General features: G+C 72.3%; 33 protein-coding genes. 23 read left to right on the forward strand and 10 right to left on the reverse strand.

Going from position 1 to position 22370, the window contains the following annotated elements; translation table 11 throughout:
- The first annotated feature begins 3 nt into the window (after positions 1-3).
- The 4 genes from GA0070610_RS08560 (at position 4) to GA0070610_RS30385 (ending at position 4730) form a co-directional block, all read left to right on the forward strand.
- Positions 4-1884: a hypothetical protein gene (locus GA0070610_RS08560; RefSeq protein ID WP_088999527.1), complete on the forward strand. Its 1881-nt coding sequence runs from the start codon at positions 4-6 to the stop codon at positions 1882-1884.
- Between the two features lie 220 nt (positions 1885-2104).
- Positions 2105-2353, forward strand: a complete 249-nt coding sequence (locus tag GA0070610_RS08570) for a hypothetical protein (RefSeq protein ID WP_088999529.1) — start codon at positions 2105-2107, stop codon at positions 2351-2353.
- A complete protein-coding gene (locus GA0070610_RS08575) occupies positions 2350-4557 on the forward strand; it encodes a phage minor head protein (protein ID WP_088999530.1) in 2208 nt (735 codons plus the stop codon). Before GA0070610_RS08570 ends, GA0070610_RS08575 begins: the two co-directional genes overlap by 4 nt.
- A 14-nt stretch (positions 4558-4571) precedes the next feature.
- Positions 4572-4730, forward strand: coding sequence for a hypothetical protein (locus GA0070610_RS30385; RefSeq protein WP_157747072.1), 159 nt, complete (start codon positions 4572-4574; stop codon positions 4728-4730).
- An 83-nt stretch (positions 4731-4813) separates the two neighbouring features.
- On the opposite strand, the gene GA0070610_RS08580 is transcribed toward GA0070610_RS30385, so the two are convergent.
- Positions 4814-5341 carry a hypothetical protein gene (locus GA0070610_RS08580; protein ID WP_088999531.1) on the reverse strand — a complete coding sequence of 176 codons (528 nt, stop codon included), beginning with the start codon at positions 5339-5341 and terminating at the stop codon, positions 4814-4816.
- On the reverse strand, positions 5338-5670 hold the full coding sequence (locus GA0070610_RS08585) for a PadR family transcriptional regulator (RefSeq protein ID WP_088999532.1): 333 nt from the start codon (positions 5668-5670) through the stop codon (positions 5338-5340). Before GA0070610_RS08585 ends, GA0070610_RS08580 begins: the two co-directional genes overlap by 4 nt.
- 185 nt (positions 5671-5855) lie before the next feature.
- Here GA0070610_RS08585 and GA0070610_RS08590 point away from each other — a divergent pair, with 185 nt between their 5' ends.
- From GA0070610_RS08590 to GA0070610_RS08680, 19 genes are all read left to right on the forward strand, one after another.
- Entirely contained in the window at positions 5856-7553 is a 1698-nt protein-coding gene (locus GA0070610_RS08590) for a major capsid protein (RefSeq protein ID WP_231925983.1), read from the forward strand.
- 61 nt (positions 7554-7614) lie between these two features.
- The gene (locus GA0070610_RS30390; protein WP_157747073.1) at positions 7615-8442 is read left to right on the forward strand and encodes a hypothetical protein; all 828 of its coding nucleotides are present in this window, start codon (positions 7615-7617) and stop codon (positions 8440-8442) included.
- 8 nt (positions 8443-8450) lie between these two features.
- Positions 8451-8894, forward strand: coding sequence for a hypothetical protein (locus GA0070610_RS31070; RefSeq protein WP_088999533.1), 444 nt, complete (start codon positions 8451-8453; stop codon positions 8892-8894).
- A gap of 180 nt (positions 8895-9074) precedes the next feature.
- Complete coding sequence (locus GA0070610_RS08605; protein WP_088999534.1) at positions 9075-9401, forward strand: hypothetical protein; 327 nt, start codon at positions 9075-9077, stop codon at positions 9399-9401.
- A 166-nt stretch (positions 9402-9567) separates the two neighbouring features.
- Positions 9568-9909, forward strand: a complete 342-nt coding sequence (locus GA0070610_RS08610; protein ID WP_088999535.1) for a hypothetical protein — start codon at positions 9568-9570, stop codon at positions 9907-9909.
- An 89-nt stretch (positions 9910-9998) separates the two neighbouring features.
- Positions 9999-11003: an N-6 DNA methylase gene (locus GA0070610_RS08615; protein WP_157747074.1), complete on the forward strand. Its 1005-nt coding sequence runs from the start codon at positions 9999-10001 to the stop codon at positions 11001-11003.
- A gap of 103 nt (positions 11004-11106) precedes the next feature.
- Entirely contained in the window at positions 11107-11553 is a 447-nt protein-coding gene (locus GA0070610_RS08620) for a hypothetical protein (RefSeq protein ID WP_088999537.1), read from the forward strand.
- Positions 11554-11701: 148 nt separating this feature from the next.
- Positions 11702-12220: a hypothetical protein gene (locus tag GA0070610_RS08625; RefSeq protein WP_088999538.1), complete on the forward strand. Its 519-nt coding sequence runs from the start codon at positions 11702-11704 to the stop codon at positions 12218-12220.
- A complete protein-coding gene (locus GA0070610_RS08630; protein ID WP_088999539.1) occupies positions 12217-12723 on the forward strand; it encodes a hypothetical protein in 507 nt (168 codons plus the stop codon). Before GA0070610_RS08625 ends, GA0070610_RS08630 begins: the two co-directional genes overlap by 4 nt.
- Positions 12720-13103 (forward strand): hypothetical protein, encoded by a 384-nt coding sequence (locus tag GA0070610_RS08635; RefSeq protein WP_157747075.1) that lies wholly within the window; start codon positions 12720-12722, stop codon positions 13101-13103. The genes GA0070610_RS08630 and GA0070610_RS08635 overlap by 4 nt, the downstream gene beginning before the upstream one ends.
- Positions 13103-13387 (forward strand): hypothetical protein, encoded by a 285-nt coding sequence (locus GA0070610_RS08640; protein ID WP_088999541.1) that lies wholly within the window; start codon positions 13103-13105, stop codon positions 13385-13387. Before GA0070610_RS08635 ends, GA0070610_RS08640 begins: the two co-directional genes overlap by 1 nt.
- Positions 13388-13523: 136 nt before the next feature.
- The gene (locus GA0070610_RS08645) at positions 13524-13850 is read left to right on the forward strand and encodes a hypothetical protein (RefSeq protein ID WP_157747076.1); all 327 of its coding nucleotides are present in this window, start codon (positions 13524-13526) and stop codon (positions 13848-13850) included.
- Positions 13851-13976: 126 nt separating this feature from the next.
- The gene (locus tag GA0070610_RS08650) at positions 13977-14921 is read left to right on the forward strand and encodes a PKD domain-containing protein (protein WP_088999543.1); all 945 of its coding nucleotides are present in this window, start codon (positions 13977-13979) and stop codon (positions 14919-14921) included.
- Between the two features lie 8 nt (positions 14922-14929).
- Complete coding sequence (locus tag GA0070610_RS08655) at positions 14930-15724, forward strand: hypothetical protein (protein WP_088999544.1); 795 nt, start codon at positions 14930-14932, stop codon at positions 15722-15724.
- Positions 15721-16266 carry a hypothetical protein gene (locus tag GA0070610_RS08660; RefSeq protein WP_088999545.1) on the forward strand — a complete coding sequence of 182 codons (546 nt, stop codon included), beginning with the start codon at positions 15721-15723 and terminating at the stop codon, positions 16264-16266. Before GA0070610_RS08655 ends, GA0070610_RS08660 begins: the two co-directional genes overlap by 4 nt.
- Positions 16267-16271: 5 nt before the next feature.
- A complete protein-coding gene (locus GA0070610_RS08665) occupies positions 16272-16541 on the forward strand; it encodes a hypothetical protein (RefSeq protein ID WP_157747077.1) in 270 nt (89 codons plus the stop codon).
- A complete protein-coding gene (locus GA0070610_RS08670; RefSeq protein ID WP_197697807.1) occupies positions 16541-16972 on the forward strand; it encodes a hypothetical protein in 432 nt (143 codons plus the stop codon). Before GA0070610_RS08665 ends, GA0070610_RS08670 begins: the two co-directional genes overlap by 1 nt.
- 11 nt (positions 16973-16983) lie before the next feature.
- Complete coding sequence (locus tag GA0070610_RS08675) at positions 16984-17334, forward strand: hypothetical protein (RefSeq protein ID WP_088999547.1); 351 nt, start codon at positions 16984-16986, stop codon at positions 17332-17334.
- Complete coding sequence (locus tag GA0070610_RS08680) at positions 17295-17609, forward strand: hypothetical protein (RefSeq protein WP_088999548.1); 315 nt, start codon at positions 17295-17297, stop codon at positions 17607-17609. The genes GA0070610_RS08675 and GA0070610_RS08680 overlap by 40 nt, the downstream gene beginning before the upstream one ends.
- Before the next feature lie 47 nt (positions 17610-17656).
- On the opposite strand, the gene GA0070610_RS08685 is transcribed toward GA0070610_RS08680, so the two are convergent.
- The 8 genes from GA0070610_RS08685 to GA0070610_RS08720 all read right to left on the reverse strand — a co-directional run bounded on the left by GA0070610_RS08685 (position 17657) and on the right by GA0070610_RS08720 (position 22285).
- Complete coding sequence (locus tag GA0070610_RS08685; protein WP_088999549.1) at positions 17657-17974, reverse strand: hypothetical protein; 318 nt, start codon at positions 17972-17974, stop codon at positions 17657-17659.
- The gene (locus GA0070610_RS08690) at positions 17971-18363 is read right to left on the reverse strand and encodes a hypothetical protein (protein WP_157747078.1); all 393 of its coding nucleotides are present in this window, start codon (positions 18361-18363) and stop codon (positions 17971-17973) included. The genes GA0070610_RS08685 and GA0070610_RS08690 overlap by 4 nt, the downstream gene beginning before the upstream one ends.
- A 9-nt stretch (positions 18364-18372) precedes the next feature.
- Positions 18373-19230 (reverse strand): peptidoglycan recognition protein family protein, encoded by an 858-nt coding sequence (locus GA0070610_RS08695; RefSeq protein WP_088999551.1) that lies wholly within the window; start codon positions 19228-19230, stop codon positions 18373-18375.
- A gap of 337 nt (positions 19231-19567) precedes the next feature.
- Complete coding sequence (locus GA0070610_RS08700) at positions 19568-19786, reverse strand: DUF397 domain-containing protein (protein ID WP_089003371.1); 219 nt, start codon at positions 19784-19786, stop codon at positions 19568-19570.
- Positions 19787-19836: 50 nt separating this feature from the next.
- Positions 19837-20163: a zinc ribbon domain-containing protein gene (locus GA0070610_RS08705; RefSeq protein WP_088999552.1), complete on the reverse strand. Its 327-nt coding sequence runs from the start codon at positions 20161-20163 to the stop codon at positions 19837-19839.
- Positions 20164-20548: 385 nt separating this feature from the next.
- Complete coding sequence (locus tag GA0070610_RS08710; RefSeq protein ID WP_088999553.1) at positions 20549-20986, reverse strand: hypothetical protein; 438 nt, start codon at positions 20984-20986, stop codon at positions 20549-20551.
- A 209-nt stretch (positions 20987-21195) separates the two neighbouring features.
- A complete protein-coding gene (locus GA0070610_RS08715) occupies positions 21196-21402 on the reverse strand; it encodes a DUF397 domain-containing protein (protein WP_088999554.1) in 207 nt (68 codons plus the stop codon).
- A 13-nt stretch (positions 21403-21415) separates the two neighbouring features.
- Positions 21416-22285 (reverse strand): helix-turn-helix domain-containing protein, encoded by an 870-nt coding sequence (locus GA0070610_RS08720; protein WP_157747079.1) that lies wholly within the window; start codon positions 22283-22285, stop codon positions 21416-21418.
- Positions 22286-22370 lie beyond the last annotated feature (85 nt).

Below are 22370 nucleotides of genomic sequence, written 5' to 3' on the forward strand. Positions count from 1 at the left end.
TGCATGGCGTTCTGGGGCACGAAGCCCAACGTCGACAGCGAGGTCGGCAGGGCGACTGCCGTCGTCGCGTCGGCGGCGAAGATGCGCTACGAGTCCAGCGGCAGCCTGCGCAAGGTCACCAAGCAGGAGTGGCAGGACGAGGCGTGGCGGCACTACGAGCAATGCGGCGAGCTGGCTTACCTGGTCGACCTCATCGCGAAGGCGATGGGACGCGCCCGGCTGTACATCACGCAGATCGACGAGCAGGGCCGGCCCGTCGAGACACCCGACCAGGCGCCGGCTGGCGTCAATGAGACGTTCCTCGGCGGACCCGGCCAGCAGGGGGAGCTGCTGCACGATGCCGGGATCCAGCTCGGTGTGCCCGGTGAGTGCTACCTGATCGGCGAGCCGGAGAAGGACGACGCCGGCAACGCGACCGACCGGGAGCGGTGGTTCATTGCCTCCAACGAGGAGCTGCAGGAGCGAGCCGGTAAGTACGTCCTTGACCAGGGCGACGGGCCGCGCGAGCTGGAGGTTGACGAGACCGTGATCGTGCGGATCTGGTCGCCGTCGCCCCGCAGGCACACCCTGCCGAAGTCGCAGGTGCAGGCTAACCGGCGGGTGCTGCGGCTGATCGAGCGGCTGACGCAGTACGTCCAGTCGCAGATCGACTCTCGGCTGGCCGGCGCGGGAATCCTGCTGCTGCCGAACGAGCTGTCGTTCGCCGCCGCCGAGCAGGAGGAGGACGCCGAGGACGGGGTGACGTCGTTCCTGGCGACGCTGACCGAGGCGATGACCACCGCGGTGAAGGACCGCGACTCCGTGGCCGCCCTCGTCCCGATCGTGGTGCAGGGCCCCGCCGAGCACCTGGAGAAGGCCCGGTTGCTCAGCTTCGCCACCGAGCTGTCGGCAACGGTGCCGTCGATGCTGGACGGCGCGATCCGGCGGCTGGCCCTCGGTCTGGACGCCCCGCCGGAGATGCTGCTCGGCATGACGCAGGCAAACCATTGGGGCGCCTGGATGACTGACGAGGCGACGATCAAGTACCACGTCGAGTCGAAGCTGGAGCTCTTCTGCGCGGCGCTGACCCAGCAAATGCTGTGGCCGGCCCTGGAAGGCGCGCCCGGCGTCGCCGACGCCAAGCGGTGGATCGTTTGGTACGACACCAGCGAGCTGACGCAGACCCCGGACAAGGGCGCGGACGCAAAGGACCTGTACGGCCTCGGCGAGCTGTCCGGTGACGCGCTTCGCCGGGAGACCGGGTTCGGTGAGCATGACAAGCCGACCGACGACGAGCGGGAGCTGCGCCGCCTGCTGGAGATCATCCGGACGGTGCCGGCCGCCGGCCCGCTGCTCGTGCAGCGGCTCCTGGAGGTCGCCGGGGTATCCGTGCAGCTCGATGCAGCCGCGTTGAAGCCGGCCCCGCAGCCGGCCGAGCTGCCCGTCGGCGAACCGCCCGCCGAGGACGAGGAGCCGACGACCGACGAGCCGCCGGACGGCGACACCGAGGACCGCGGCCCGCCCGAGCAGAACGCGATCGCCGCGTCGGCCGCCGACCCGCTGTCCGGGCCGTTCGTCGCCGCCTGCGAGGTCCTCGCGCTGCGGGCGCTGGAGATCGCCGGGAAGCGGGTCCTCGGCCGTGACCGGTACCGGCACGCCGACTTGAAGGCGTGGGATTACCACACGGTGCGGCAGTCCACGCCGACGTCCGTGCCTCGCCTGCTTCAGGGGGCGTGGACGGCCGTGCCGGCGATCGCCACCCGGCTCGGCGTCGACGCGGAGAAGCTGGAGGCTGCCTTGACCACGTACGTCGGTGGCCTGCTCGTCACCGGCACCGGGCACGACCCGGCGGAGCTGCGCGAGCACCTGGCTGCCACGGTGCGCGGAGAGCTGGCGCTGGCGTGACCGCCCCGACCGCCCTCGTTCCCGACCTTGGTGCAGGTGCACGGCCACGCCTGCCGCCGTTCCGGGCGCGGCAAGGGCTGCGAGCTCCTCACATGGTCGCTGTGCCAGATGTGCGGCTGGTGGGGCGAGCTGTGGGACGGCGACCAGCCGCCCCTGACCGACGCCACGCACGTCTGCAACCCCGCGGACGTGGAGCGGCATCAGCACACGAGGAGGAACCATGGATGACCCGACGGCGATCACCTTGACCCAGGTCCAGGACATGTTCGCGCTGGTGGGCATCACCCTCGACAAGGACTTCGTGCGGCTGGAGCTGTCCGAGGACAAGCTGACGATCTACCGGGTGGAGCGCACGCCCGCCGGCATGCCGGCCGGCCGCTCGGACGGTGGCGTGCGGAGCATCGCGTCGACGGTCGCCGTGGTGGCGGTTCTGGCGCCCGCGCCGGCGGTGACGGCCGAAGAGCCGTGACCGACGAGCCGGACCGCTGGCTGCCGCTGCGCCTCGACCACGAGGCGCGGGTGCTCGCTGCCGAGAAGCGCGTCGAGCGGGCCGCACGGGCGGCGCTGCGGGCCTGGCTGCGGTCCGCCCGGACCGCGACCCTGCCGGTCACCGCGGCGGCGCTGCCGCCGGACCCGTCGGCGCTCGCGGGCGCCGGGCAGGCGTGGTTCGAGGCGATGACGGTCCACCTGCTCCCCGCAGTCGACGCGACGTTCCTCGCCGGGGTCGCGGATGCGGGCGGCGACGTCGAGCTGCTGCGGGTCGCGCAGATGAAGGACGAGTACCTGGCGGCGCTGCCCAACAGGTTGCAGGGCGTGCCCGACAGCGCGTGGACGCAGGTGACGGCGGCCATCGCCGAGCTCACCGCCGAAGGCGCGAGCATCCCGAGGATCCGCGACGCCATCGAGGCGATCCTCGGCGAGCTGTCGTGGGAAGACCGGGCGGTGACGATCGCCCGGACCGAGACGATCGGCGCGTACAACGCGGGCACGCTGACCGCCTGGCTGACCGCCCAGGCGGCGCTCGACGAGAAGCTGGACAAGGTGTGGGTGGCGACCCACGACGAGCGGACCCGGCCGGACCACCGCGACGCGGACGGGCAGCGCGTCGCCCTAGACGGCGTGTTCATGGTCGGCGGCGTGCCGATGCGGTACCCGGGCGACCCGGCGGCACCGCCCGGCCAGACGGTGCAGTGCCGCTGCACGATGATCGAGGTGGAGGCCGGCGAGCCCCTGCCTGCGGTTCCTGAGCACCCCTGGCCCCGACGGGATCGGGCCAGCGGGTTGGACATCACGGTGACAGCGGCGGGAGCCGCGAAGGGTGGCAAGCAGATGGCGACGTGGAAGGGAACGCTGGCGCCGCTGGGTGCCAGGTCGGGTGACCGGCGGATCTTTGCGGCGGACGGCCAGTGGTCGTTCCGCGACCTGCCGCTGCCCCTGCGGTGGGCCCGCGAGGACGCCCCGGGGCACGAGGGCGCGGTGACGATCGGCCGGATCACCGCCGGGGAGGTGCAGAAGACCGAGCTGTCCGGCGCGGGCGACTTCATCGACGCCGTGCCGGAGCTGGCGGAGGCTCTGGAGCTGTGGCGGGCCGGCGTGCTGTTCCCGTCGGTGGACCTCGACGAGTTCGAGTTCGTGTACGCGAATGCGGACGGCAAGCCGATCGAGGACATGACCGACGAGGAGTGGGAGGCGTTCGTCGAGGCCGGCGATGAGCCGTACCTGCTGGTGACGAAGGGCCGCGTCATGGCGGTGACGATGCTCGGCACGCAGGCGTTCGTGCAGGCGCGGCTGGAGCTGATCGACGAGGTCCCCACCGACGACGAGACGCCCTCAGACGAGGTGAAGGAGGAAGAGCCGGTAACTGCGGCTGGCGCAGCGGCGATGAAGAAGCAGGTCGCACCGGTGTACCCGCCGAGGGGGTGGTTCGACGACCCGGGCCTGGAGGAGCTGACGCCGATCACCGTGACGGTCGACGGCCGGGTGTTCGGGCACCTCGCCGACCGGGACTGCCACCTGTCGTTCCTCCAGGGTGGGCAGTGCGTGATGCCGCCGGAAGAGGGCGGCTTCGACTGGTTCCACCGGCCGGAGATCGAGACGGCCGAGGGGGAACTGGTCGCGGTCGGGCACATCACCGCGGCGACCGGGCACGCCGACTTGGCAGCCAGCGCGGCGAGCGCGGTCGCGCACTACGACGACACCGGCACGCAGGTCGCGGTGGTCCGGGCCGGCCGGGACGCGCACGGCACGTGGGTCGCCGGGTCGTTGGTGCCGGAGGCCACCGAGGAGCAGGTGCAGCTTCTGCGCCGGTCGCCGCTGTCCGGGGACTGGCGGTGGATCGGCGGGGCCCGGCAGCTCGTCGCGGCGCTGTGCGTCAACGTCGGCGGGTTCCCGGTCGTGCGGGGCCGCACGTCGGGTGGCCGGGCGTACGCGATGGTCGCCTCCGGTTGGTCCGGCTGGCAGCCGTCGGCGCCGGCGCGCGGCCGCCGGCGGGAGCCCGCCCTGACGTCGCCGGCCGCCCTCGACGCGGCGGTGCGGCGCGCGGTGGCCGCCGGATTCGCCGCCGAGCGGCAGCGCGTCGCCGCGGCGGCGACGGCCGAGCGGATCGCGGCGTCGATCGGCCGGGACCGGAAGGCCCTCGTGGCGGCGCTGGCCGCCCAGGTGCATGGCGAGTAGGGAGGAGAGCAGGCGTGGGCTGCAACTGCGGCAGCAAGGCCAGGGGCGCGACCGTGTGGGTGCTGTCCTACGGGGACGGGCGTCGCGGCGGCGAGTATGGGTCGAAGACGCTGGCGGAGGTCGCCGACGTGCAGAAGGGCGGCGGCGGCGTCATCCGCCAGGTGCAGAAGTAGGGAGCTGGGGGTGCGGCGCCCACCGGCACCGCACCCGCAGCACCGCCTGGGCAGCGGGCTGCCCGTTCGATGGTTGTACCGGCCTACCGGGGTCGAGGCATGGGGCGGCGCTTGTACGCCCTCGCCTTGTGAACGTTACGTGGGGGCAGAACCGTATCTGGCTGCCAGTCCTTCACCTCCACAAGGAGGCCGTCCGCCTTTAGGTCATAAGAGTCCCAAGCGTCCGTGCTTACGAGAATGGGAGTGTCCGTGGTTACGAGACGGCGAGCGGCCTTATCAGCTTCGTCGAGTCGCAGGAATTTCTCGGCGTATGCCCTTAGTTGAGTGCGGCGACGGACCGCGCGGATGGCCCGGATGCCGGCCCTGGGTGCAGCTCGGCCGGCCGCGCCGAGGGTGAACCGCAGGGCGGTCAGAAGCTTGAGCAGCTTTCCGGGCCGGTCGTCGATGAGCGCGGCCCACTCCTCCGCGTACGCTGCGGCCATCTCGGGGTCCGTTGTCCAGCGGTAGGCCGACCACCGGGCCAGCTTCTGCGCGAGCCACGGCGAGATGTCGGTGACCTCGTTGACGAGGAGCCCAAACACGATGCCGAGAATGATCTCCCAGCGGTTCACGCCTGGCACCAGCCGAATGCCAGGCGGGTCCGAATGGCCGGCGCGGTCTTGGCCTGCCGTTGGGCGATCAGCTCCCGGGCGCTGGCCACGCCGTGTCCGGTGAGCTGGTAGTAGCGGCGGCGAGGCTTGCCGGGCTCGGTGTTCGTGTCCCAGCGGGAGCTCACCCACCGCGACTCGGCGAGCCGCTCCAGGATCTTGTAGATGGTCGGTCCGGACTTCCCCGTGGCCTTCATGATCGCCCAGCCGTGCAGCTCGTAGTCGTCAGCTTCGAGCAGGGCGTTCAGGACAGCCAGGAGCGGTCCCGTTACGCGCACAGGTCCGTCAGGCATGGGCTTAACGATAGTAGGTGAAATAAGAAACGTCCACTCCCGACCCTGCGACGCGCAGGAGCGCACCCACCGGCCGGTGATGATCCGTGCCCGGCGAACGCGTGGGCTACGCTGTGCCCTGAACTACCGATGCTGGCTGCGGGCCGGTCGGGGATGAGATCCCTACCGTGCTTGAGGAGCCGACGGTGGAATTCGAGATCCCTGGGAGCCTGGACGGGCTCGACCTCGACGCGCTGGGCCAGCTGGAGACGCAGGCCGTGGCAGCGTTCGACGCTCTCCGCGACGACCCGGCCCTGGACGCCGCCGGTCTGACCCGGCTGCGGGAGCTGGCGACGTTCGTGCAGTCGGTGCGGACCCAGCAGACGCAGATCGAGCAGGCGGCGCTGCAGGTGGCGTCGGAGCTGGACGACCTGGACGCGGCGGTCCACGGCGCGCAGGAGGCCGACGGTGGCGACGGTGACGGCGGCGAGGGCGACAGCGACGGCGAGGGCGGCGAGGGCGAGGAGGCCCCGCCGGAAGGTGCCCCGGCCGAGGAGCAGCCGGCTCCGCAGCCGACGCCGGTCGTGGCGTCGCTCGCGCGGCGGGCGGCCCGCCGGCAGCCGAAGCCGAAGGTCGGCAAGGGCAACCAGTCGGCGGTCATCAAGGCGGCGGCGGACGTGCCGAACGTGCCGCACGGGCACGTGTTCTCGTCGGTGGCCGAGGTCGCGGCGGCTTTCGACGACAAGTTCGCCGGCTTCCCGCGCGGGGGTGGGGTCGCGACCCGCATCAAGCAGAACGTGGCCCGGGTGGAGCTGCCCGTCGACCAGGCGCTCGTCGCGGGGGGCAGGGGTCTGACCGACATGGAGCTGGTGGAGCTGGCCGCGTCGGAGTCGCGGCTGTCGGGCGGCAACCTCGTGGCGGCCGGTGGCTGGGGTGCCCCATCGGAGACGCTGTGGGAGCTGTGCGAGGGCCTGGAGACGACCGAGGGTCTGCTCGACCTCCCGGGTATCACGATCCCCCGCGGTGGTGGTATCAAGGTGCCAGCCAACCTCGACTTCCGCGATCTGTATTCGGGGATCGGGTTCGTGCAAACCGAGGCCGATAGCACAGCGGGGGTTGACAAGTCCTCCTACCGGGTGCCGACGGTGAACTGGGCCGAGACGCGCCTCGAGGTAGACGGGGTGCAGATCGAGCAGGACATCGTGCAGAACGCGGTGTGGCCGGAGCTGACCCGCGACGTGGTGCGCCGGGCGCTCGTCGCGCACCAGCACAAGATGAACGCGCGGACGATCGCGCGGATGGCCACCGCCCCGGGCCAGTCGACGACGTTCAGCCTGACCCTCGGCGGCGACATCGACGGCGACGAGACGACCACCGCGCTGCTCGGCGCGGCGTCCCTCGCGTCGACCGACTACCGCTACCGGTACCGGATGGGCCGGCGGGCGCTGCTGGAGTGCGCGGCGCCGATGTGGCTGCTGGAGTGGATCCGGGCGGACATGAGCCGGCGGGCCGGGGTGAACTACTTCGACATCACCGACGAGCAGATCATCGCGTGGTTCACCCGGCGGCGGCTGCGTCCGCAGTTCGTCTACGACTGGCAGGACGGCTACGTCGACGCGGGCGGCACCGGGTTCGGCGGCACGACCGCGCCGGGCCAGTGGCCGGCGACGGTCGACCTGCTGATCTACGCGCCGGGCACGTGGGTGAAGGGCACCAAGCCGATCATCGACCTGTCGGCGGTCTACGACTCAACGAAGCTGAAGGACAACGAGTACATCGCCCTGTTCACCGAGCAGGCGTCGCTGCTGGTGAAGCGGTGCTACATGTCCTACAAGGTGTCGGTGCCGCTGTGCCCGACCGGCGTGACCGGGCAGACGGTCGCGTTCGACTGCACGGCGGCCTGAGCTGCCCGTTCGACGGGGCCGCGCCCGGCCGGCGCGGCCCCATCTCCGGAGGAGGTGACGGGTGACTCAGCCCTTCGTGTACGTGGAAGCCCCGGCGACGACGCCGTACCGGTACGGGCTGTTCTCGGCGGCTGCCGTGGTCGACCCGGCGGACCAGCGCGAGTTCCAGGCCGGCGTGGAGTGGGAGCCGCAGTGCGTCGACGCGCCCGCGCCGACGAACGTGGCGGCGGCCTCGGACCCGAACCGGGCGCCGATGGCGCTGCCGGACGGGGTGCCGCTCGTGCAGGCCGGGGTGATCCGGCTGTACACGGGCCTGACGGGCCGGTCGCCGGCCCGCCCGGACCTGCTGGAGCGGGCCCGGCGGGCGATGGGCATGGTCGAGCAGCAGTCGCTGGAGCACTACGCCTGGACCGGCGAGGCCGGGAACGCGGACTACCTGGCGGCGGCCGACACGGAGGTCCTGGCGGGCTCCGACGCGGCGGCGGTGCCGCTGGAGACGGGCGTGGGTCTGCTGGAGGCGCACATCGGCGACCGGTCGGGCGTGCTGGGCGTGCTGTGGGCTCCTCGGTGGACGGCCGGGTGGTTCGCGGAGAAGGGCCAGTCGCGGATCGAGGGTCCGCGGCTGGTGGGCCCGCTGGGCAACCCGATCGTGTTCGCGCAGACGACCGGCGTCGGCCCGGGTGGTGCGGCGCCGGCCGCCGGTGAGGCGTGGCTGTACGCCACGGGTCCGGTGATGGTGCGGCGGTCGGCGGTGTTCCTGCCGAAGCTGCCGGAGGCCCTGGACCGCAAGGACAACGAGGTGTTCGCGGTCGCCGAGCGGTTCTACACGGTGGGGTGGAGCTGCACGGTGGCGGCGGTGAAGGTGAAGCTGCCGGGCGTGCCGGCGTAGGAGGAGAGATGGCCCCGCTGATCTACCCGAACAGCCGCGAGGACGCCAGAGTGCTCGCGCGGCAGCTGCTCGACGCCGCCAGCCCGGACCGGCACGACGAGGTGCGGACGACGAGCGACGGCCCGCTGGGGCTGGCGTTCGACGTGCCCGACGACCTGGCCCAGGAGGCGGCCGGCGGGTACGAGGTGGTCGACCTCAAGGAGGACGAGGGCGACGGTGAGACGCCGACGCCGGAGCCGGACCGCGAGCCCGAGCCCGAGCCCGAGCCGAAGCCGGAGCCGGAGCCGGAGCCGAAGCCGGCCGGCGAGCCGGAGCCGGAGCCGGTGAATGCCGGCGAGAAGAGCACGTCGGCTGACGCCGGGGCCGACGTGTCCGAGGTGGACGCCAAGACGGACGGGGCCTCCCAGCCGCCGTCGAAGGCGTCGCGGTCGCGGTCCCCCCGGAGCCGCTGACCGTCGACCCCACGCCTCGGACTCGCGCCGCCCTGCCTGGTTCTTCCCCGTGCCAGGTGGGGCGGCGCTTTGTGTGACCCGCTCCACGGCCCAGGGCGTACATAAAACTTGTACGCGAAACTGAGATTCACATACAATGAATGTGTACGCAACGCGCTACCCCTACAGGAGGGCTGAGAGATGGAGAAGCGGGTCAACGAGCTGCTCGCCGAGTTCAAGGTGGAGGCCGAGGGTGCGGACCGGTGCGGCCTGGTCGCCAAGCTGGCGTTCCGGGTGGTGGAGGCGGAGCGGTCGCTGGAGCGGCTGGCCGACGAGCTCACCGTGGCGACCGAGGGCGCGGTGTACAACGCGAAGGCGGGCGACCTGCGGGCGTCGGTGCGCGGCGACCTGCTGGCGGCTGTGAGCGGCAAGGCGGCGGCGGTCGACGCGGCGCTGATGAAGGTGGCCGAGCGGCGGGAGGCCCTGGCGATCGTTGCCGAGAGCGTGCGGGGGACGGCGGCGATCTGAGCGGCGGGCCCCGACGCCCCTCGCGCCCCATGCGGGCGCGGGGGGCGTCTCCGTTTGTGTGGCCCGATCCACAGCCAGAGCGTACATAAAATCTGTACGTCAGGCCCTTCGTCTGGATACAATGAATATGTACAGCAAGCTACCCCGACTGTGTGAGGAGAGCCCGATGAGCGGCCTGAGCTTCGACGTGACCACCGACACCGGCCGGAAGGTCATGAGCTGGGCGGACACCGTGCGGGTCAACAAGCTGAACGCGATGGCGGACGCCTTGCAGGAGGCGCTGCGGGCGCCCGTTCGTCGCCCCACGGAGGAGGAGGACCAGGCGGTGCTGGCCTGCAACCGGCGGGTGCGGGAGCACAACGCGCGGGTGCTGGCCGAGCGCGAGCGCCAGGAGGCCGCGCGCCAGCGGCGCGAGAACGAGCGCGAGGCCGCGAAGGTGCGCAAGTCGATGTGCGGGGAGTGCTTCACGGTGCTGCCCGCCTCGGGTGTGTGCGGCAACTGCTGCTGACCGACCCGAGCGCCCCCGTAGCCGACGTGGCTGCGGGGGCGCTGCCTTTCCCGCCGGCGGGAGGCCGGCGGTTCACGTGGAGGAAGAGCATGACGACAACGACGATGGCGCGGCGCGCGAACGCCGTGCCGGAGGACCCGCGGCAGCATGCGCGGGACATCGCGGAGGCGGTCGACCTGGCGTGGCACAGCCGGTACGGCGGCTCGCGGATCGAGGTGCCGATGAGCGTGGTGGCCGCCCTGGCGCTGGTGGCCCGGGAGGCGGAGGACGTCGACCAGCTCGCGGCGCTGGGCGAGACGATCGAGCGCCTCGACCACGAGGGGTTCGGGCTGCTGATTCAGCGGCTGTGGTGCGAGTTCGCGATGCTGCGGCCCGACCTGAACCCGCGGACCAAGCACCTGTGGTCGTGGACCGACGAGGACCAGGACGAGACGGTGCTGCGCGCGGTGCAGGCCGTCGGCCAGGCGGCGCTGCGCAAGGGCGTGTTCGGGCGGTGCGGGCCCGACGGGTGGGGCGAGACGGACCTGCTCGGGATGCTGCTCCAGACGATGAAGAGCCACGGCGGGCGCAAGGGCATCGGGCAGTTCCTGACGCCGGAGAGCGTGACGCTGCTGCTCGGCAGGATGGCGGCGCCGGCCGAGGGCGCGAGGATCCTGGAGCCGTGCGCCGGCACCGGCACGATGCTGCTCGGCGCCGCGCAGGCGATGCGGGAGGACGGCCTCGACCCGACGACGTGCGAGTGGTGGGCGAACGACATCGACCCGCTGGCGGCGGCGCTCTGCGCGGTGAACCTTCACCTGTGGGGGCTGGGCTTGCGGGTGGTCGTCGGCTGCGGCGACGGGTTGCTGGACGTGTGGATGCGCGAGGCGCTGGAGCACCGGCAGATCGCGATCGACGAGATGCAGCGGGCCTGGCGGCAGGTACGGCAGATCGCGGCGGTGCGGCAGCTCCTGGAGCTGCCGACGCCGGAGGGCGCTCTGGAGCGGCACATGCGCAAGGCGAAGCCGAAGCCGCCGCCCCCGCCGCCGCCCGCGCCGCCGGCCTCGTCGACGTTCGACGCCGAGGCGGTGTTCCGGCAGGGCCGGCTGTTCTGACTGGCCGGTTGTGTGACGCGCTACACGGCCCCTTGCGTACATAGAACGTGTACGCAAGGGAGCCGGTCGCATACAATGAATATGTACGACATGCCCTGTTCACGTGGAGGTCGAGATGGGCAAGAGCACGATTCAGGCAGGCAAGCGGGCGGCGGTCGACGAATGCGGGCCGCGCAGCTGCATGGACGAGGACGGCTGCTGCGTCCACTGTGAGGCGCCCCGCGACGAGCCGCACCAGCCGGACTGCAAGCCGGACTGCAAGAACGCCGGCGATCTGGACGACGAGCCGGACGACGAGTGCGACGCGCGGCCGGCGGAGGAGGAGTCGTCGGTGGAGTTCCTGGTGACGAGCTGGGGTGGCGGGGCGGTGCGAGTCGTCGGCAACCGCGAGGGCGTGTGGGCGTACTGCCAGATGCGGGTCGCGCGGCGCTACCGCGAGCAGGTGGCCGAGAAGATGCTGGCCTGGCTGGCGGAGGGTGCGCCGTCGCCGCACACGGTCGTGGCGTGGCACGGCGAGACGGAGTTCTGGTCGGTCGACGCGATCGCCTAGTGGCTGCGTAGGCGGGGCCGGGCGGCGTGCCCGGCCCCGGTGCGGAGTCCCTAGACGTGCTCCAGCTGTCCGGCCGCTATTGACGATTGCGACCGGACAGCGGCAAGGTATCTGTTCGAGCAAGACCCGGTTCACGTGGAGGTAAACCATGGGTCTACGCGCGCTGATCGGCACCGAACGTGCCGACGGTTCGTACGAGGCGCGGCACGTCCACTACGACGCCGTGCCGACGGTGATCGTGCCCGCCCTGTCGGCGCTGGTGCACGACGAGCTGCACCACGACCTGCCGGCCGCCGTCGAGCGGCTGATGCAGACCGACTGGCGGCGGATCTACGCGCTGCCCGGCTGCCGGCAGATGATCGGCATCCCGTTGGACGAGCCCGGTGAGCGGCTCACCGGCCAGGTCGACGCCACCGCGGCGGACGACCGGGAGTGGGCGTACCTGTTCGGCGGCCACCGGCTGCACGTCTACCTCGGCGTGCCGACCGCGCCGTTCGTGCGCAAGTGGGAGCCGTGGGCGTGCTGGTCGGTCGACGAGCTGCCCCTGGTGCCGCTCACGGAGCTGCTGGACGTGCAACGGTCCGGCAACCGGCGGCAGTGGCTGGCTGGCGACCGGCTCAAGTTCGAGACGGCCGCCGGCTGCTGTGACCTCAAGGAGGCGCGGTGAGGGCGCTCGTCGGGCAGTTCGCCCCGGACAGCCGCTGGTACCGGGCCCGGACGGTCGAGCTGGAAGGCCAGCCGAGCTGGACCCTCGCCCAGCTGCGGACGATCTGGGCGCGCACCTTCCAGCGGGACACCGCGGCGATGGTGGAGGCGCTGCTGCACCGGGACTGGTCGGTGCTGGCGTGCACGCCGTGGCCGGCGCAGGCCGTCGCCGAGCGGCGGCCCGAGTGGGCGTACGTGTGCGGCATGGGCCGCGCGGTGCGCACCGCGCAGTCCGGCCGGGCGCTCGTCGGCCAGATGGGCGTCGACGCGCCCGCCGACGGCGACCGCTGGGCCTACCTGTGGGAGGCCGGGTACGGGGCGCTGCACGTCTACGCGGCGCACAGCGGGCGGTGGCACCACCTGGCGACGCTGCCCGCCGACGTGTGGGCGGCGCTGACCGAGCAGCTGGTGGTCGATGTGGAGGCCAGGTTGTGCTGGCTGGAGCGAGAGGAGGCGGCGGCGTGACCGCTGTGACGATGGGACAGGGCAGCCAGCCGATCCGGACGGACGAGCTGCACCGCCGCGACGAGGTGCTGCTGTTCGGACAGCTCGTGGAGATCGCCGACGTGCAGCCGGTGCGGGACTTCCCGACCTGCGTCAACCTGGTGATCCTGCCGCGTGGCGGGCAGCCGAGGGAGACGCTGGTGCCCCGCGACATGCTGCTGCTGGGCATGCGGCTGCCCCGGCTGCTGCCGCTGCCCTGCGGGGGCTGCAAGACGCCGGTGCGCACGCCGGTGGACCTGGCGCAGAGCGTGCCGTCGGAGACGGTGTGCACCGGGTGCCGCGGCAGGATCGTCGAGGGGACGGCGCGGCTGACGTCGCCGGCCCCGGCGGGGCGGTACTGATGAACGACGTGCTGGCGGCCCTGATGGCCGACAACGACGCCGACCGGGAGAAGTTCCTGAACCGGGAGGTGCTGCGACACGCGGTGATGCGGCAGATCACCTGCGAGCGGACGGGGCAGGTGCTCGACGTGCGCTCGGCGGTGATGGTGACGTGGATCCGCGGCGACAACCGCAGCGCCGTGGTGGTGACCGGCGACGCGTGGGACGAGGTAGCCGAGCAGATCCGCGCGAAGGTCGCGGAGCTGGGCGCGGAGCTGGAGGTGATCGACGGCCGCCAGTTGTGACGGGACCGCTGACGCTGCGTCAGCCGTGAAAGTATCGGGGCCGCACCCAGGGGGTGCGGCCCCGTTCACTGGAGGGAACACAATGGAGCCGTTGGCGCGGTTTGAGAGTCACGTCGCCGGACGGAACGCGCAGGTCGTGATCTGGCCTGACCGGATCGAGTGGAGCCGGCCCGGCCGCACGACCGTCGCGAACGTGCTGCTGGTGATCCTGGCCGTCTACACGGTGGCGCTGTCCCTGCTGATCCCTGCGTGCCGGCCGCGCTTCAAGCAGCAGGGCCGCCAGATGCTCGCCATGAAGGCGGTCCAGTCGGTGGCCAGCCAGCGCGACGGGCTGCACACCGCCGTGGCGGTGGTGGCCGGCGCGACGACGATCTCGTTCCGGGTGCCGCACGGCGACGCCGAGCGGATCGAGGCGCTGATCCGCGACCTGGTGCTCGGCACGCACCCGGCGGCGCGCGGGTAGCGGCTGCGCGACGACGCCGAGAGGGCGCTGTGTCCCCATGGGGCCGGCGCCCTCTCGGCTACGCTGACGGGGTATTCGCCGCTGGCTGCGGGCCGGGCATGGAGCTCTCCTGTTGAGGATGTGCCGATGTCCGCGGTGTGCGACACCCCCGTCAAGGGGAAAATGCTCCGGGCCACGAAGCTCGGGGTGTGCGGCGACCCGATCCTGGGCGTCGGGAACTGGCCGGTCCACGTCACGTCGAAGGGCTTCGTGACGGTCGAGTACGCGCCCGAGATCGACGAGGGCGAGGAGATCGACCAGAAGGACGCCAACGGCGACAACCTGGTCTACGAGCCGGCCCGGCGGCGGATCAAGATGTACAACGTGACCGTGACGGCCGGCCGGGTCGACCCGGAGCTGTTCACGCTGTTCACCGGGATGCCGGTCGTGCTCGACGAGAACGGCAACGCGACCGGGATGCGCTTCACCAGCAAGCTGAACCTCGACTCGGCGGTGGCCCTGGAGCTGTGGTCGGGCACGTCGCAGAAGAAGTGTGTGGCCGGCGCGGTGCAGCGGCCCCGGTTCGGCTACTTCCTGCTCCCGCAGCTCATCGACGGGATGATCGGCGACTTCACGATCGAGAACGCGGCGGCGAGCTTCACGCTGACCGGCAAGGCGATCGAGAACCCGGCGTGGGGCGTCGGCCCGTACGACGTCTACCTGCGGTCGACCGGCGTCGAGCCGCTGCTGGACCCGATGGGCGACTTCGACCTGCTCCACATGGACTGGACGATGCTGCCGCCTCCGGCACCGACGTGCGGCCTGACCGCGCGGCCGCCGGACGGCACGGTGGAGAAGCTGGCGACCGACGCGACGAACATGACCGCCGAGTTCACGGCGACGTACGTGCCGCCCGGCCCGCCGGTCCACCCGTACACGGTGGATTGGGGCGACGGCGCACAGACGCCCGGCCCGGCCGAGGAGGCGGCGGTCAGCCACCAGTACGCCGCCCCCGGGACGTACCTCATCACGGTCACCGACACGACGACGGGCGCGCAGCGCTTCAAGTCGTTCGTCGCGCCCTCGGTGTAGGGACCGCCGTGACGCAGCCGGTGCGGACCGGCCCATGCTCCTGGCCGCTGAACACGGCCTACCTCAAGGGCTGGACGGAGCTGGACGAGGCGGTCCGGACGACGGCCACGGACCTCGCCACAGAGGTGCTGTGGGCGCTGTCCGGGCGGCGCTTCGGCCTGTGCTCGTCGACGGTGCGGCCGTGCCGGCGCGACGACCGGGACCAGTGGTGGCGGGAGGGGTGGCTGCCGCTGCCGTACGCCGGCGCGCTGCCGTACGGGAGCCTGCTCATCAGCCTGTGCGGCTGCGCCGACTGGTCCTGCGGGTGCCTGCCGCCCGGGACGGAGGTGAGCCTGCCGGGCCCGGTCCACGCCGTCACCCAGGTGCTCATCGACGGGCAGGTCCTGCCGGCGGCGGCGTACGTGGTCCACAACCGGCGGTGGCTGGTCCGCGTCGACGGGGAGAAGTGGCCGGCCTCGCAGGACCTGAGGGCCGCCGACGACCAGCCGGGCGCGTGGGCGGTCACCTACCAGCGGGGCGTCGAGGTGCCGGCCGGCGGCCGGATCGCCGCCGGGCAGTACGCGGCCGAGGTGGCGAAGGTGCTGACCGCCGACAACTCGTGCCGGCTGCCCCGCCGGGTGCAGTCGCTGGTGCGGCAGGGCGTGCAGCAGACGTTCGTCGACCCGGCGCAGCTCGCCAAGGACGGCATGACCGGGCTGCCCGAGGTCGACCAGTGGTTGCGGGTGGTGAACCCGCACCGGCTGCCCCGCGACACGGTGGTGTGGTCGCCGGACCTGAACCGCGGCCGAAGGAGGACGTCGTGACGGAGCCGGTGCCGGCACCCGCCGACGACGTGGCCTGGCCGGTCGCGGTGCGGCTGCGCGAGCTCATCGGGGCGGCCCTGGCCGACGCGCTCGGCGGCGCCCCGGCGGTGTGCGCGGTGGTGCCCGGCCGGGACGTGGCGATCGACTCGTGCTGCGAGGGCCAGGCGTGGGTGCGGATCGTGCGGACGTACCCGGTGCTGGCGGGTGAGTTCCCGAACGGGCGGGGCACGCCCCTCGACGACGGCGCGGACCCGGGCGCGTTCTGGGCGGTGGAGCTGGGGGCGGGCACCGCCCGGTGCGCGCCGACGCCCGACGACCAGGGGTTCCCGCCGACGGCGGCCGAGCTGGAGCGGTCGGCGGCGGAGCTGGCCGACGACGCCGGCCGGATCCGGCGGGCGGTGCTGTGCGAGCTGCGGAAGGTGCCGGCGGTCGACGAGGTGTGGATCGGCGAGCAGTCCAGCGTCGGGCCGTCCGGCGGCTGCGTCGGCCAGGAGGTCCTGGTCGCAGTGCAAACGAACGTGTGCGTGTGCGAGGAGGAGTGAAGGCGATGCGCGAGGGTCAGCAGGTCACGGTGCGGGCGTTGACGGCGATGCCCGGCGTCGCCGACGGCGAGGTGCGGCACGTCCCGTGGGATGCGCGGCTGGCGACGCTCGTCGACGCCGGACGGTACGAGGTCCTGGACGACGGCGACCGGCCGCCGGCCGCCGTGGTGGTCGACGGCGGCGAGCCGGCCGGCGACGTCGACGAGCCGCCGGCCACCGCGGCGGCCGGCGACGTCGACGGCGAGCCGACCGCGAGACGGGCGCGGCGGCGCTGATGGCGGTGCGCGTCAACGCGCGGGTCGACCTGTTCGCGGGGGAGATGCGCCAGCTGCTTACCGGCCCGGTGGGGCCGGTGCTGCGGTTCGTCCGGAGCGTGGCCCGCCGGGTCCGGACCCGGGCGGTGCTCAAGTGCCCGGTCGACACCGGCCGGCTCCGGTCGGCGCACCGCGAAGAGGTCGGCGTGGGGCGCGGCCAGGTCTACGGGTTCGTCGTCAACGACGTGGAGTACGCGGCGGCTGTGCACGGCGGCACCCAGCCGCACCAGATCCGGCCCCGGCGGCCGGGCGGGGTGCTCCGGTTCGAGACGGGCGGCCAGGTCGTGTTCACCACGCTGGTGAACCACCCGGGCACCAGGGCGCAACCGTGGCTGCGGGAAGCGATGGAAGAGGTGGCGGTGCCGGCGGGGTTCCGGCTCGTCCGCTCATAGGGAGGGAAACGATGAGGGAGTTCACGACCAGCGCGAAGGTCGCGCAGCAGGCCGGCGACGGCAACAAGCTGCCCGACGTGAAGTTCAAGCTGGACAAGGTGGAGATGACCTGCCGGGCGCCGAAGGATGCCCAGCTGGCGTACCTGGTGGCGGCGGCGTCGACGAGTCGCACGCAGGAGGACCAGGTGGCGGCGGTGCTCGACTTCTTCGAGCAGACGCTGGACCCGATGAGCCTGCGGGTGTTCCGCAAGCGGCTGCTCGACACCGACGACGAGTTCGACTTCTCCGACGCCATGGGGATCTTCACGCACGTCGTCGAGGAGTGGTCGGCCCGCCCTACTGGGTCGGGCAGCGACTCCTGACCCTGGCGGTCAAGCGCTGGCCCGAGTTCCACGGCACGATGCTGCTGCGTACCGGCCGGGAACCGCTGGACCTGCCGCTGCCGTCGCTGCTGGACGTGATCTACGCCTGGTGGGTGGAAGGCGGCACCGAGAAGGACGTGGCGAAGTTCCGGCAGGCGCTGGAGGCCCCGCCGCCGTCGGCGGAGCTGGACGGCCGCGAGGAGTGGTCGGACGACGAGACGGACGAGTCGTTCGCCCGGGCGCTGGGCGGGATGCAGCGCGCGGCTGGCAGATAGCGAAGGAGGGCGCCCCCGGGTGGGGGCGCCCTCCTCGCGTCGGCGGGTCAGCGGAAGTCGTTGTCGCGGAACGTGGTGCGGGTCGGCAGCGGTGCCGGCGGGACCGGCGAGGCCGCCGGTTCGTCGCCGACCGGGGCGGCGGCGAGGAACGGCAGGAACCGCTCCAGGAAGTCCTCGACGCCGGGCAGCGCGAGCACCCGCGTGATCGCGGCGGCGACGGCGACGACCTGAGCGACGGCGGGGAAGGTGTCGATGCCGCCGGCGACGGCGACCGTCGGCAGAAGCGTCAGCGCGGCGACGGTTGCCGCGAAGATCGTGCGGGCGGTCGCCCGCCACGGGTGGCGGGTCTGGGTGGGTTCGGTCACGGACTGCCTCCGAGAGAGACGATCTTGGCTTTGAGTTGGGTGTTCTCGACCTGCAAGCGGTCACGTTCAGCGATGACGACCTCGCGGGCCCGTAGCTCGGCCCGGAGGTGGGCGACCTCGCCCCCGGTGATGGCCAGCTCCTCGCGGAGCTGGGCGATGGTCAGGTTCGCGGCCGCCATCTGCGTTTCGGCGAGCTGGAGCTTCGTCTCCGCCCCGGCGAGCTGGGCGTCCATGCGGCCCAGCAGCCGCTCGGCGATCTGTGTCCCGTAGTCGGCGAGGGCGACCTTCTCCTTGCGTCGACCGACGAGCCACGTGAAGATGCGGTCGATGACGATGCCCACGATCGACCCGCCGCCGAGCAACGCGACGATCCACTCGGGCTTCATCACGGCCGGCTCCTAGCTGACCGGGTTGCGGAAGGCGGCGTTCCAGGTGTTGACGCCGAGGAGGCCGTCTTCGCGGAGGCCCTGGTCGTCCTGGAAGGCCAGGATCAGCGCGCGGTACTCCGAGCCGTAGATGCCGTCGTTGCCGGCCCCGCCGAGCCAGCGGCGGCCCTTGCCGACCGACCAGCCCCGGCGGCCGAGCTGGGTGGCCCAGTCCTTGAGCCAGGCCCGGTCAGTGCGGCCCCGGAAGTAGCGCTCGTGCTTGCCGGACACCGAGTAGTCCGGGCCGGACGCCGGCCCGAAGTACCAGCCGGCGGGCAACGGGAACGCGACCGGCGTGCCGGGCGCGGGCTTCGTGCCCGCCGACGGCTTCGGCGACGGCCGCGGCGTCGGGCTCCCGACGATGGGCAGGCCTGCCTTGAGCCAGGAGTAGATCTCGTCGCCGGGGCATTCGGTGGACCCGCGGTCGCGGTGGCCGAGGAGCGTGAGCCGCTTGCCCTTGCGGTCGTTGGCTTCCTCGTAGAGCCACTTGAAGGCGCGGCGGGCGGCGTCGGAGACGTCCTGGCGGCCCTTCTGGTCCTTGCCGATGATGCAGACGCCGATGGCCTCGGTGTTGTGGCCGGCGCAGTGCGCGCCCACCGTCGTCCACCCGCGGCCCTCGTAGATGAGGCCGCTAACGGAGTTGATGAGGAAGTTGTAGCCGATGTCCGACCAGTTCCGGACCCGCATGTGGAAGTCCTGGATCTGGCGTGGCGTCTGCGTTGCGCTTGCGGCCGAGTAGTGGCCCATGAAGACGGTCCGCTTGGACCAGGGCACGGTGGAGCGGGACTCGGGTGGCCGGGCGCCCCATTCGGCGCGGCTGATGATGTCCACGGGTGACCCTCCAACAGCTCGAACTAGCTGTCGGGGGACAGGTCTTACGGTAGCGGGCCGTCGTGCGGCGTGCGGTCCGGGCTGGGGTGGGGCGGGCGGGTCGCTGGTGCTTTGTGAGCACGACCCGCCCGCCCCGCGAGCGGCACGTCCAACGACGGAAAGGCGCGCCTGCTCGGGCCTGGGGGAGCGGGCCCGCTGCGGCTGCGTCGTGTTCTGCGCAGCGGGCCCGCTCGGACCGCGCGACCGAGGACACGGGGGGAACTCGGTGGCGCGGGGTCAGCCCGCCGGCCGCCGCATCGCGGGAAGCAGCGGCCGGCGGGTGTTCATGGTGAGACGGTCAGCGGGCGTGCGCGGGGATGTCGAACTCGCCCGCCTTCGCGCCGGCGATGAAGGCGTCCCACTCGCCCGCGTCGAAGACGATCGTCGGGCCCTGCGGGTCGCGGCTGCTCCGCACCTCGACGTTGCCGCCGCCGTTGAACTTGATGTCGACGCAGTTGTCGCAGTTCGGGCCGGACTTGGTGCTCTTGAACCACGAGTTGAGGTGTCGCTGGGCCATGACGTGCTCCTCTTTCTGTTGCCGGCCGCTCGGGTTGCAGCCGGGCGGAATCAGGTGCGCCACACGAACGCGAGGTCGTCGGGCGCGTCGCTGACGACGATCACCTTGACCAGCAGCAGCTCCAGGACGGACTGCCGGCAGGGCGGGGCGATCGCGTCGAGGGTGGCCCGGCGCTCGGCGGCGGTCCAGGTCACCGACTCGATGGCGTCGGCGGGCAGCGCGATCCGGCGGCAGCCGAGGCCGCACTTGTAGGTGCGCTGCCCCCACGCGGGGTTGGGGTACATCGGCACGTCGCACGGGCCGCACCAGATCAGGTTCCGCAGCAGGTACGGGTCGTTGGTGGTGGCGAGACCCACCCGGGCCGGCGCGGGGATCATCGTTCGGCCCCATGGTGTCCAGTCGCCGGGGGGTGGGGCTGTGCTGCCCACCCCCCGGCCAGTGCCGGCCGGGCTGCGTCGGAACCTGACGCGATGCCCGTCGGATACGCCGGCTCCTGCACCGACCCGGCACCCCCTGCGGGGTCGGCGGACGGGACGGGCCGCTCGTGCCACAGCTGAGGCGCTGCGTCGGCGGCCGTGACCGAGGCGGGGTTGACCCCAGCCGCCTCGATCACCACGGAAGCGTTGTAGCGGGACCGGCAGCCGACCTGCCCACAGAGGCAGGTCCCCATCGGGCCCGGCTGGTGTCGCAGGTAGACCTCGACGCAGTGCCGGTACATGACGCCGCGTGAGAGGTTCGGGATGACGTCAGGCAGGCGCACGGTCATGGCCGCACTCCCTGGCCGCGCCGCCGTTGCCCGAGGGTGAAGAGTCCGGCCATCGGCCAGTCGATGGCGGTCGGGCTGTTCCACAGTGGTGGCGCGGGCGGTGCCGGAGGGCCCGGCGGTGCCGGTTCCCCCGGGCCCTCCGGCACCGTCCGCGCCCACCGGGCGGCGGTACACACCCACGAGTCGTCGCACCAGGTGCAGCGCCGCTGCACCTGGAGGCGGGGCAGCCAGCCTCGCCGCAGGTCCAGGTGTCGCCGGCCGGGCCGGTGGACGGCCAGCATGTAGTCGGCGAAGGCCCGGCGGTGGCCGTCCCCGCCGAACACGATGTAGCCCTCGTGGGGGACGAACTCGCCGGGCGGCGGCGGTGGAACGTCGCCGTCGACGAGCAGGGTGGTGCGCGCTGCTGCGTGTAGACCGTGTCCTACCTGGACCATGAGATGCCCCCAAGGGTGCGGTTCTCCGTCTTGGTCTTGCTTGGCACCGTGCTGATTTAGCACCGTGCCGGCTGGCACGGTGCCAGCATGGCACGGAGCCGGTCGATGTCACAAGGGGCGCGCGGGAACTGACTCGGCGTGTCTGGTGCGGACGCGTCGAGGGGCCGGCACCGTGCGGTGCCGACCCCTCGGGTGTGGACTGCTGGACGTCAGGCCAGGTCGAACGCTCCGGCCTTCGCGCCGGCGATGAACGCGGCCCAGCCCTCGCCGGTGAAGGCGAGCACGGGGCCGGTCTTGTCCTTGCTGTCGCGGACGCGCATCACGCTGCCGTCAACGGCGTCGGACACCTCGACGCAGTTCTGGCCGCCGTCGGACCGGGTGGACTTCCGCCAGTGGCGGAAGGTGGGATCGCTCATGGAGGACTCCTGCTCAGGCTTCGGCGGCCAACTTGTCGGCCGCCTTCTGGATGAGGTCTGCGCTGTCCTCCTCGGACAGCGCGGCATCGCGCAGCTGGTCGAACAGCCGCGCGTACCGGTCCGCCTCCCGGGGGTCGGTGACCAGCAGATCGGCCGTCACGGTGTCGACGGCGACGAGCGTCAGGTCCTCCGGGTCCGGGTAGGCGTAAAGGGAGAACGGCGAGCGCGGTACGTACCCGCGACCGAGCCGGGCGTCAACCGGCAGGACACGGACCCGCACGTTCTCCCTCGTCGTGGCCAGGGTGAGCAGGTGTTGCAACTGCTCCCGCATGACCGTCGGCGGCACGGGCAGCCGCTCGATGGCCTGCGGTTCCAGCACGACGTCATACTCCGACCCGTCCGGGCCGGAAATCTGCTGCTGCCGGCGCATCCGGCCGGCGACGGTGCCGTTGAGGTCGAAGTCCGCGCCGTCGTCGAGCGCGACCTGGCCCCGGTGGCGGGAGTACGCCTCGGTCTGCACGAGGCCGGGAAGCAGCGAGTTCTGGTACTCGCGGATGGTGCGGGCGCCGCTCTCGATGTCGGCGGTCTTGGCCTGCCGGTCGCCCATCCCGGCGTACTCGAGGTTCGTCCACCAGCCCTTGGCGAGGCCGTCGCGGGCGACGCGCTGGAGTCCGCGGTACCGCTCGTCGCTCTCGGGCACGAGGACGTCGAGGAGCTTGAGGATCGTGTCGAGCGGCCGGCGCTCGCCGTTCTCGACCTTGCTCACCGCGGTCCGGTCCAGCCCCGCCGCGCGGCCGAGTTCGGTGCCGGTGAGCCCGGCTTGGTCCCGCAGCTCGCGGATGGCGGTGCCGAGTCGAAGACGGCGGGCGAGGGGGCTGATCACCGGGTTGCACCTCCGAGCATTGGCACTGTGCCAGGCTGGCACGCGCCTGTCGTGAGGGTACGCGGACGGGGCGGTGGGCGGTACG

The sequence above is a fragment of the Micromonospora echinofusca genome, assembly GCF_900091445.1.
Taxonomy (GTDB): domain Bacteria; phylum Actinomycetota; class Actinomycetes; order Mycobacteriales; family Micromonosporaceae; genus Micromonospora; species Micromonospora echinofusca.

Excerpts from the sequence above, each read along its gene's own strand:
- GA0070610_RS08560 (WP_088999527.1), top strand. The coding sequence starts at position 4 with ATGGCGTTCTGGGGCACGAAGCCCAACGTCGACAGCGAGGTCGGCAGG.
- GA0070610_RS08570 (WP_088999529.1), top strand. The coding sequence starts at position 2,105 with ATGGATGACCCGACGGCGATCACCTTGACCCAGGTCCAGGACATGTTC.
- GA0070610_RS08585 (WP_088999532.1), bottom strand. The coding sequence starts at position 5,670 with ATGCCTGACGGACCTGTGCGCGTAACGGGACCGCTCCTGGCTGTCCTG.
- GA0070610_RS31070 (WP_088999533.1), top strand. The coding sequence starts at position 8,451 with ATGGCCCCGCTGATCTACCCGAACAGCCGCGAGGACGCCAGAGTGCTC.
- GA0070610_RS08605 (WP_088999534.1), top strand. The coding sequence starts at position 9,075 with ATGGAGAAGCGGGTCAACGAGCTGCTCGCCGAGTTCAAGGTGGAGGCC.
- GA0070610_RS08610 (WP_088999535.1), top strand. The coding sequence starts at position 9,568 with ATGAGCGGCCTGAGCTTCGACGTGACCACCGACACCGGCCGGAAGGTC.
- GA0070610_RS08615 (WP_157747074.1), top strand. The coding sequence starts at position 9,999 with ATGACGACAACGACGATGGCGCGGCGCGCGAACGCCGTGCCGGAGGAC.
- GA0070610_RS08625 (WP_088999538.1), top strand. The coding sequence starts at position 11,702 with ATGGGTCTACGCGCGCTGATCGGCACCGAACGTGCCGACGGTTCGTAC.
- GA0070610_RS08640 (WP_088999541.1), top strand. The coding sequence starts at position 13,103 with ATGAACGACGTGCTGGCGGCCCTGATGGCCGACAACGACGCCGACCGG.
- GA0070610_RS08650 (WP_088999543.1), top strand. The coding sequence starts at position 13,977 with ATGTCCGCGGTGTGCGACACCCCCGTCAAGGGGAAAATGCTCCGGGCC.
- GA0070610_RS08665 (WP_157747077.1), top strand. The coding sequence starts at position 16,272 with ATGCGCGAGGGTCAGCAGGTCACGGTGCGGGCGTTGACGGCGATGCCC.
- GA0070610_RS08670 (WP_197697807.1), top strand. The coding sequence starts at position 16,541 with ATGGCGGTGCGCGTCAACGCGCGGGTCGACCTGTTCGCGGGGGAGATG.
- GA0070610_RS08675 (WP_088999547.1), top strand. The coding sequence starts at position 16,984 with ATGAGGGAGTTCACGACCAGCGCGAAGGTCGCGCAGCAGGCCGGCGAC.
- GA0070610_RS08700 (WP_089003371.1), bottom strand. The coding sequence starts at position 19,786 with ATGGCCCAGCGACACCTCAACTCGTGGTTCAAGAGCACCAAGTCCGGC.
- GA0070610_RS08705 (WP_088999552.1), bottom strand. The coding sequence starts at position 20,163 with ATGATCCCCGCGCCGGCCCGGGTGGGTCTCGCCACCACCAACGACCCG.
- GA0070610_RS08710 (WP_088999553.1), bottom strand. The coding sequence starts at position 20,986 with ATGGTCCAGGTAGGACACGGTCTACACGCAGCAGCGCGCACCACCCTG.
- GA0070610_RS08715 (WP_088999554.1), bottom strand. The coding sequence starts at position 21,402 with ATGAGCGATCCCACCTTCCGCCACTGGCGGAAGTCCACCCGGTCCGAC.